We start from the raw sequence: 7,623 nt of genomic DNA, 5'->3' as shown, positions 1-7,623 counted from the left end.
CGACTGCGCCCAGTCCGGCAGCGCGGTGTAGTGCAGGTGGTGCGGGCCGGCCCAGATGTACACCGCGATCAGCGCCCAGAAGTGGACGATGGACAGGCGATAGGAGTAGACCGGACGCTCCGCCTGCTTGGGCACGAAGTAGTACATCATGCCGAGGAAGCCGGCGGTGAGGAAGAAGCCCACGGCGTTGTGCCCGTACCACCACTGGACCATGGCGTCGGTGGCGCCGGCGTACAGCGAGTAGGACTTGGTGAAGGTCACCGGCAGCTCGAGGTTGTTCACCACGTGGAGCATGGCGACGGTGAGGATGAACCCGCCGAAGAACCAGTTGCCCACATAGATGTGCTTGACCTTGCGCTTGACCAGGGTGCCGAAGAACACCACCGCGTAGGCGACCCAGACCACCGTGATCAGGATGTCGATCGGCCATTCCAGCTCGGCGTACTCCTTGGACGAGGTGTAGCCCAGCGGCAGGCTGATGGCGGCCAGCAGGATCACCAGTTGCCAGCCCCAGAAGGTGAAGGAGGCGAGGGTGTCGGAGAACAGTCGCACCTGGCAGGTGCGCTGCACCGCGTAGTAGCTGGTGGCGAACAGTGCGCAACCGCCGAAGGCGAAGATCACCGCGTTGGTGTGCAGCGGGCGCAGGCGGCCGAAGCTCGTCCACGGCAAGCCGAAGTTCAGGTCGGGCCATACCAGCTGGGCGGCGATCAGGACACCGACGGTCATGCCGACGATGCCCCAGACCACGGTCATGATGGCGAATTGGCGGACCACCTTGTAGTTATAGGCGGACTCTGGGTTAGTGGTGCTCATGCTATGGGCTTCCATCCACGGTTATACGCTATGGCTTTTTCCGGCAGTTGGGATGCCGGGCGTCCCCCCATTGGGGCTGGTCTAATTGGCGTAATTAGCGAGAGGAAGCATGGATAATGGGGCGTTATGAAATATTGATCGGGATCAATTGGCTTCCCGACCCCCACTGCATACGAGGTGTGGCAAGTTGTCGCTGAAATGGAACCGCCCGGCCGGCTCGCTGTCGGCCACCCTGATTCTCGCCCATGGCGCCGGGGCGCCGATGGACAGCCCGTTCATGGAGCGCATCGCCGAACTGCTCGCCGCCCAGGGCATCGCCGTCGCGCGCTTCGAGTTTCCCTACATGGCCCAGCGCCGCGAGGACGGCCGCAAGCGTCCGCCGAATCCGCAGGCGCAGTTGCTCGACTGCTGGCGGCGAGTCCATGCGCAGGTCCGCGAGACCCTGGACGGGCCCTTGGCCCTGGGCGGCAAGTCGATGGGCGGGCGCATGGCCAGCCTGCTGGCCGACGAGCTGGGCGCGGATGCCCTGGTCTGCCTCGGCTACCCGTTCTACGCCGCCGGCAAGCCGGAGAAGCCGCGGGTCGCGCACCTCGCCGGGCTGCGCACGCCGACCCTGATCGTCCAGGGCGAGCGCGACGCCCTGGGCAACCGCGAGGCGGTGGCGGGCTATGCGCTGGCGCCGACGATCCGCCTGCACTGGCTGGCCGCGGCGGACCACGACCTCAAGCCGCTGAAGGCCTCCGGCCTGACCCACGAGCAGCACCTGGCGGCAACGGCGCGGGAGGTGGCCGGCTTCCTTCGCGGGCTCCAGGGCCATTAACGGTTCCTTAAGGCATCCCCTCATAAGCTGCGGCGCAACCACCCTTGCATCGAGGCGTGGGCGACTGACTTCTCTGAGGGGGGAAGACATGAACATGCATGCCGACGGTGAGCAGATCACCGCTATCGATACCCGCGAACGCATCCTGCTGACGGGGGCCACCGGCTTTCTCGGCGGTTCGGTCGCCGCCCAGCTGATCGCCGCCGGGCACGGCGCCAACCTGTCCTTCCTGGTCCGCGCCGAATCCCGCCAGCAGGGGCTCGAACGCCTGCGCGGCAACCTGCTGATGCATGGCGTCGACGAAGCCGACTGCCTGGCACTGCGGGCGGAGCAGATCCTCTGCGGCGATTTCCTCGACACCTCCTGGCTGGCCCGCGAGACGCCGCGCCTGATGCAGGTGGAGCGGGTGATCAATTGCGCCGCCGTGGCGTCGTTCTCGAAGAACCCGACCATCTGGCCGGTCAACGTCGACGGCACTTTCGCCTTCGCTGACGTGCTGAGCCGTTCGAAGCGACTGAAGCGTTTCCTCCACGTCGGTACCGCGATGTGCTGCGGACCGCAGCGAGAGTCGCCGATCAGCGAGTCCTGGGAATTCCCGGCGGCGGAGCAGCAACTGGTGGACTACACCGCGTCCAAGGCGGAAATCGAGCGGCGCATGCGCGAGGAACTGCCGGGCCTGCCCCTGGTGGTGGCGCGGCCATCCATCGTGGTGGGCCACCGTACCCTTGGCTGCCAGGCCTCCGGCAGCATCTTCTGGGTCTTCCGCATGGGCTTCGCCCTGGAAAGCTTCACCTGCGGCCTGGACGAGCAGATCGACGTGATTCCGGTCGACTACTGCGCCGAGGCCCTGATTGGCCTGGCGCTGAAGCCGTGCCTGGGGCACAGCCTCTATCATATCTCCGCCGGCCATCGCGCGGCCTGCACCTTCGGCGAGATCGACGAGGCCTTCGCCCGCGCCAACGGGGCGGCGCCGGTAGGCGAGCGCTACCGCAAGGTGGAGGTGGACGACCTCAAGGAACTGGCGAAGAGCTTCGAGTCGCGCATCGGCCCGGCCAATCCGCGTCTGGTCCTGCGCGCGTTGCGCTTGTACAGCGGCTTTGCCGACCTCAACTACCTGTTCGACAACAGCCGTCTGCTTGAGGAGGGGATCTCCGCGCCGCCGCGCTTCACCGACTACCTCGACGTCTGCGTGCAGTCGTCAAGCGCGGTAAGCATCCCGGCGCAGATGCAATGGGACTTCAAGTGACGGCAGGTGCGGGGAGCTTCCTCCCCGCGGCCTGATCTCAGCGGTTGAAGCGCTCGACCAGGGAATACTGGCTCTGCGCGGTGGTGGTCAGTTCCTCGCTCAGTTTCGCCGTGCGCAGCGCCTCGTCGGAGGTCTGCTCGGCCAGGGCGGCGATGGTGCTGATGTTGCGGTTGATTTCCTCGGCCACCGCGCTCTGTTCCTCCGCGGCGGCGGCGATCTGGGTGGTCATCTCGGTGATGTTGCTGACCGCCTCGCTGATGCCGATCAGCGCGCTGTCGGCTTCCAGCACCCGCTGGACCCCGGCTTCGGCCTGCTGCAGGCCGCTCTCCATGGTATGTACCGCATCGTTGGCGGTGTTCTGCAACTTGGCGATCAGGTGGTGGATCTGCTCGGTGGAGGCCGCGGTGCGTTGCGCCAGCGAGCGCACTTCGTCGGCCACCACGGCGAAGCCGCGTCCCTGGTCGCCGGCCCGAGCCGCCTCGATGGCGGCGTTGAGGGCGAGCAGGTTGGTCTGGTCGGCGATGCCCTTGATCACATCGACCACGCCGCCGATCTCGTTGCTGTCCTGGGCCAGGCGACTCACCGCGGCCCCGGTCTCGCCCACCGACTCCGACAGGCGCTGGATGGCGTTGCGCGTCTCCGCGGCGATGTCGCGGCCGCGCGAGGTCAGTTCGTTGGCCTTCTGTGTGGCGTCGGCGGTCAACTGGACATTGTTCGCCACTTCCTGGGTGGTGGCGGCCATCTCGTTGACCGCGGTGGCCACCTGTTCGGTCTCTGCGCGCTGCTGTTCCAGACCGGCGGAGCTGTGGTGGGCCAGGGTGTCGGCCTGGCGCGCCTGTTCGGTGAGGTATTCGGCGGTGTCCTGCAGGCGCGTCAGGCAGGTCTTCAGGCGCGCGTCCTGGCTGAGGATGGCCATTTCCAGGCGCGCCTGGTCGCCGCGGCTGTCGGTGTACATCTGCGCGATCAGCGGGTCGGAGGTGGTCTGTTCGGCGAGCCGCATCAGGCGCTTCAGCCCGCGCTTCTGCCAGCGCAGTCCGGCCAGGCCGAGCGGAACGGCGAGCAGGCCGGCGAGGATGAAGCCCCACCAGGAGTTCAGCCAGATACCGATGAGGAAGCCGATCTGGCTGATCAGGATGAACGGCAGCCAGTCGAGCAGTACCGGCAGCCAGCGGTCGCGCCGGGGGATCGCCGGCTTGCCGGCGCCGAGGCGACGGTAGAGGGCCTCGGCGCGCTGGATCTGTTCGGCGGTCGGCTTGACCCGCACCGACTCGTAGCCGACCACCGCGCCCTGGTCGTAGATCGGCGTGACATAGGCGCTGACCCAGTAGTGGTCGCCGTTCTTGCAGCGGTTCTTGACGATCCCCATCCACGGGCGGCCGGCTTTGAGGGTGGTCCACATGTGGGCGAACACCGCCGGCGGGACGTCGGGGTGACGGATCAGGTTGTGCGGCGCGGACATCAGCTCCTCGCGGCTGAAGCCGCTGATGTCGATGAAGGCTTCGTTGCAGTAGGTGATGATGCCTTTGAGATTGGTGGTGGTGATCAGGCGTTGTTCCGCCGGATAGACGCGCTCGTGCTGGGTGATGGGCTGATTGTTGCGCATGGGCCTTCCAAAACAAGTGAAGCATTTACCTCTACATCGGCGAAAACGCCTTTCACATGAGGGATTTGTGAATGCTTTCACGAGGAAAAACAGATAGCTATTGACCCAAAGCATGAGAACCGACCACGTGGTCGGATAGATGGCGGATTCGCTGATGGAGGTCAATGCGTTACGGTTTCGTGTCGTTCCCGGCGGCGCGCATGGGCTGGGGAGGGGCCTGGCGGATAAGCGCGAGGCGGCCATCCGCCGGTCCTGCGGGGTATCGGCGGATGACGCCGGGGCGTCGTTCGCCCTGCGAAGCGCTCGCGGCCCCGGGCGCCGGAATGAAAAAGGGGTGGCCGAAGCCACCCCTCCGCGCGTACCGCCGCTGCCTCAGAGCATGCTGCGCAGCACGTAGTGGAGGATGCCGCCGGCCTTGAAGTACTCGACCTCGTTGAGGGTGTCGATGCGGCAGAGGACCTTGAAGCTGTCCTGGCTGCCGTCCTCGCGGGTCACTTCCACGCTGAGCGGCATGTGCGGCTTGAGTTCGCCGCCGAGGCCGCGGATGTTCAGCACCTCCTTGCCGGTCAGCTTCAGGCTCTTGCGGTCCTGGCCGTTCTCGAACTGCAACGGCAGCACGCCCATGCCGACCAGGTTGGAGCGGTGGATGCGCTCGAAGCTCTCCGCGATCACCGCCTTCACGCCCAGCAGGTTGGTACCCTTGGCCGCCCAGTCGCGCGACGAGCCGGTGCCGTATTCCTTGCCGGCGACGATCACCAGCGGGGTGCCGTCCTCCTGGTAACGCATGGCCGCGTCGTAGATCGCCAGTTTCTCGCCGCTGGGCACGTACAGGGTATTGCCGCCTTCCTCGCCGCCGAGCATCTCGTTCTTGATGCGGATGTTGGCGAAGGTGCCGCGCATCATCACCTCATGGTTGCCGCGACGGGAGCCGTAGGAGTTGAAGTCCTTCGGTTCCACGCCGTGCTCGCGCAGGTAGCGGCCGGCCGGGCTGTCGGCCTTGATGTTGCCGGCAGGGGAGATGTGGTCGGTGGTCACCGAGTCGCCCAGCACCGCCAGCACCCGCGCCTGCTCGACGTCGGCGATGGCCGGCGGCGCCTCGGCGATGTGTTCGAAGAAGGGTGGATGCTGGATGTAGGTGGAGTCGGCCTGCCACTCGTAGGTGTCCGACTGCGGCACCTGGATCGCCTGCCATTTCTCGTCGCCGGCGAAGACCTCGGCGTACTCCTTGTGGAACATCTCGGTGTCGACCTTCTGGATCGCCTCGGCGATTTCCTTCTGGCTCGGCCAGATGTCCTTCAGGTAGACCGGCTGGCCGTCCTTGCCGGTGCCCAGCGGTTCCTCGCTGAGGTTGATCCGCACGCTGCCGGCCAGGGCGTAGGCCACCACCAGCGGCGGCGAGGCCAGCCAGTTGGTCTTCACCAACGGGTGCACGCGGCCTTCGAAGTTGCGGTTGCCGGAGAGTACCGAGGCGACGGTCAGGTCGGCCTGCTGGATGGCTTTCTCGATCGGCTCCAGCAGCGGGCCGGAGTTGCCGATGCAGGTGGTGCAGCCGTAGCCGACCAGGTCGAAGCCGAGTTCGTCGAGGTAGCGGGTCAGGCCGGCGGCCTTGAAGTAGTCGGTGACCACCTTGGAGCCCGGCGCCAGCGAACTCTTCACCCAGGGCTTGCGTTGCAGGCCTTTTTCCACCGCCTTCTTCGCCAGCAGGCCGGCGGCCATCATCACGCTGGGGTTGGAGGTGTTGGTGCAGGAGGTGATGGCGGCGATCACCACCGCGCCGTTCTTCAGGCGGTGGGTCTGGCCGTCGTGCTGGTAGTCGATCTCGCCGAAGGCGGCGTTGGCGCCGACCGCGGTGCCGCCGCCGCCCTCGCTGAGCAGGCGGCCTTCTTCGGTGCTGGAGGGATGCAACTGCAGGCCGAGGAACTCGTTGAAGGCGCTGGCGACGTTCTGCAGGGCCACGCGGTCCTGCGGGCGCTTCGGTCCGGCCAGGCTGGCCTCGACTTCGCCCATGTCCAGGTGCAGGGTGTCGGTGAACACCGGCTCGTGGCCCTTCTCGCGCCACAGGCCCTGTTCCTTGCTGTAGGCCTCGACCAGCTTGACCGTGCTTTCCGGACGTCCGGACAGGCGCAGGTAGCCGAGGGTGATCTCGTCCACCGGGAAGAAGCCGCAGGTGGCGCCGTATTCCGGGGCCATGTTGGCGATGGTGGCGCGGTCCGCCAGGGGCAGGTCGGCCAGGCCGTCGCCGTAGAACTCGACGAATTTCCCCACCACGCCCTTCTTGCGCAGCATCTGCGTGACGGTCAGCACCAGGTCGGTGGCGGTGATGCCCTCGCGCAGCTTGCCGGTGAGCTTGAAGCCGATGACCTCGGGGATCAGCATCGATACCGGCTGGCCGAGCATGGCGGCTTCCGCCTCGATGCCGCCGACGCCCCAGCCGAGCACGCCGAGGCCGTTGATCATGGTGGTGTGGGAGTCGGTGCCGACCAGGGTGTCGGGGAAGGCGTAGGTCCTGCCATCCTCGTCCTTGGTCCAGACCGTGCGGCCCAGGTACTCCAGGTTGACCTGGTGGCAGATGCCGGTGCCCGGCGGTACCACGCTGAAGTTGTCGAAGGCGTTCTGGCCCCAGCGCAGGAAGGCGTAGCGTTCGCCGTTGCGCTGCATCTCGATCTCGACGTTCTGTTCGAAGGCCGATTCGCTGGCGAACTTGTCGACCATCACCGAGTGGTCGATGACCAGGTCCACCGGCGACAGCGGGTTGATCTTCTGCGGGTCGCCGCCGGCCTTGGCCATGGCCGCGCGCATGGCGGCCAGGTCGACCACCGCGGGCACCCCGGTGAAGTCCTGCATCAGGACCCGCGCCGGGCGGTACTGGATCTCGCGGTCGGAACGGCGCTCCCTGAGCCAGCCGGCGAGGGCCTTGAGGTCGTCGCCGGTGACGGTGCTGCCGTCCTCCCAGCGCAGGAGGTTTTCCAGCAGGACCTTTAGCGACATCGGCAGCTTGCCGAGATCGCCCAGGGTCCGGGCGGCTTCCGGGAGGCTGTAGTAGTGGTAGGTCTTGCCGTCCACAGCGAGACTGCGAAGGGTTTTCAGGCTGTCCAAAGCAGGCATTTCTGATTTCCTCACGGCGGGCCCGGGGGCGGCGGG

General features: G+C 66.6%; 5 protein-coding genes. 2 read left to right on the top strand and 3 right to left on the bottom strand.

Annotated features, from left to right (window positions below; translation table 11 throughout):
* Positions 1-813, bottom strand: an 813-nt coding sequence (locus tag ACTJJX_RS10920; protein WP_049296179.1) for a cbb3-type cytochrome c oxidase subunit I, incomplete at its 3' end; no start/stop codon positions are given.
* 187 nt (positions 814-1,000) lie between these two features.
* Between ACTJJX_RS10920 and ACTJJX_RS10915 the strand changes: the two genes are divergently transcribed.
* Both ACTJJX_RS10915 and cprA read left to right on the top strand, forming a co-directional pair.
* Entirely contained in the window at positions 1,001-1,633 is a 633-nt protein-coding gene (locus tag ACTJJX_RS10915) for an alpha/beta hydrolase family protein (RefSeq protein WP_003105994.1), read from the top strand.
* Between the two features lie 88 nt (positions 1,634-1,721).
* The gene (gene cprA / locus ACTJJX_RS10910) at positions 1,722-2,879 is read left to right on the top strand and encodes a cationic peptide resistance protein CprA (RefSeq protein ID WP_003087328.1); all 1,158 of its coding nucleotides are present in this window, start codon (positions 1,722-1,724) and stop codon (positions 2,877-2,879) included.
* A gap of 37 nt (positions 2,880-2,916) precedes the next feature.
* On the opposite strand, the gene ACTJJX_RS10905 is transcribed toward cprA, so the two are convergent.
* Positions 2,917-4,482, bottom strand: a complete 1,566-nt coding sequence (locus tag ACTJJX_RS10905; protein ID WP_016851788.1) for a methyl-accepting chemotaxis protein — start codon at positions 4,480-4,482, stop codon at positions 2,917-2,919.
* 372 nt (positions 4,483-4,854) lie between these two features.
* Positions 4,855-7,587 carry an aconitate hydratase AcnA gene (acnA, locus tag ACTJJX_RS10900; RefSeq protein WP_003105996.1) on the bottom strand — a complete coding sequence of 911 codons (2,733 nt, stop codon included), beginning with the start codon at positions 7,585-7,587 and terminating at the stop codon, positions 4,855-4,857.
* Between the last annotated feature and the right edge of the window lie 36 nt (positions 7,588-7,623).

This window comes from Pseudomonas sp. 22490, from assembly GCF_052044465.1.
GTDB lineage: Bacteria > Pseudomonadota > Gammaproteobacteria > Pseudomonadales > Pseudomonadaceae > Pseudomonas > Pseudomonas aeruginosa.
The sequence above is the reverse complement of the archived record's forward strand: the minus strand, read 5'-3'. Positions and strand labels throughout refer to the sequence as shown.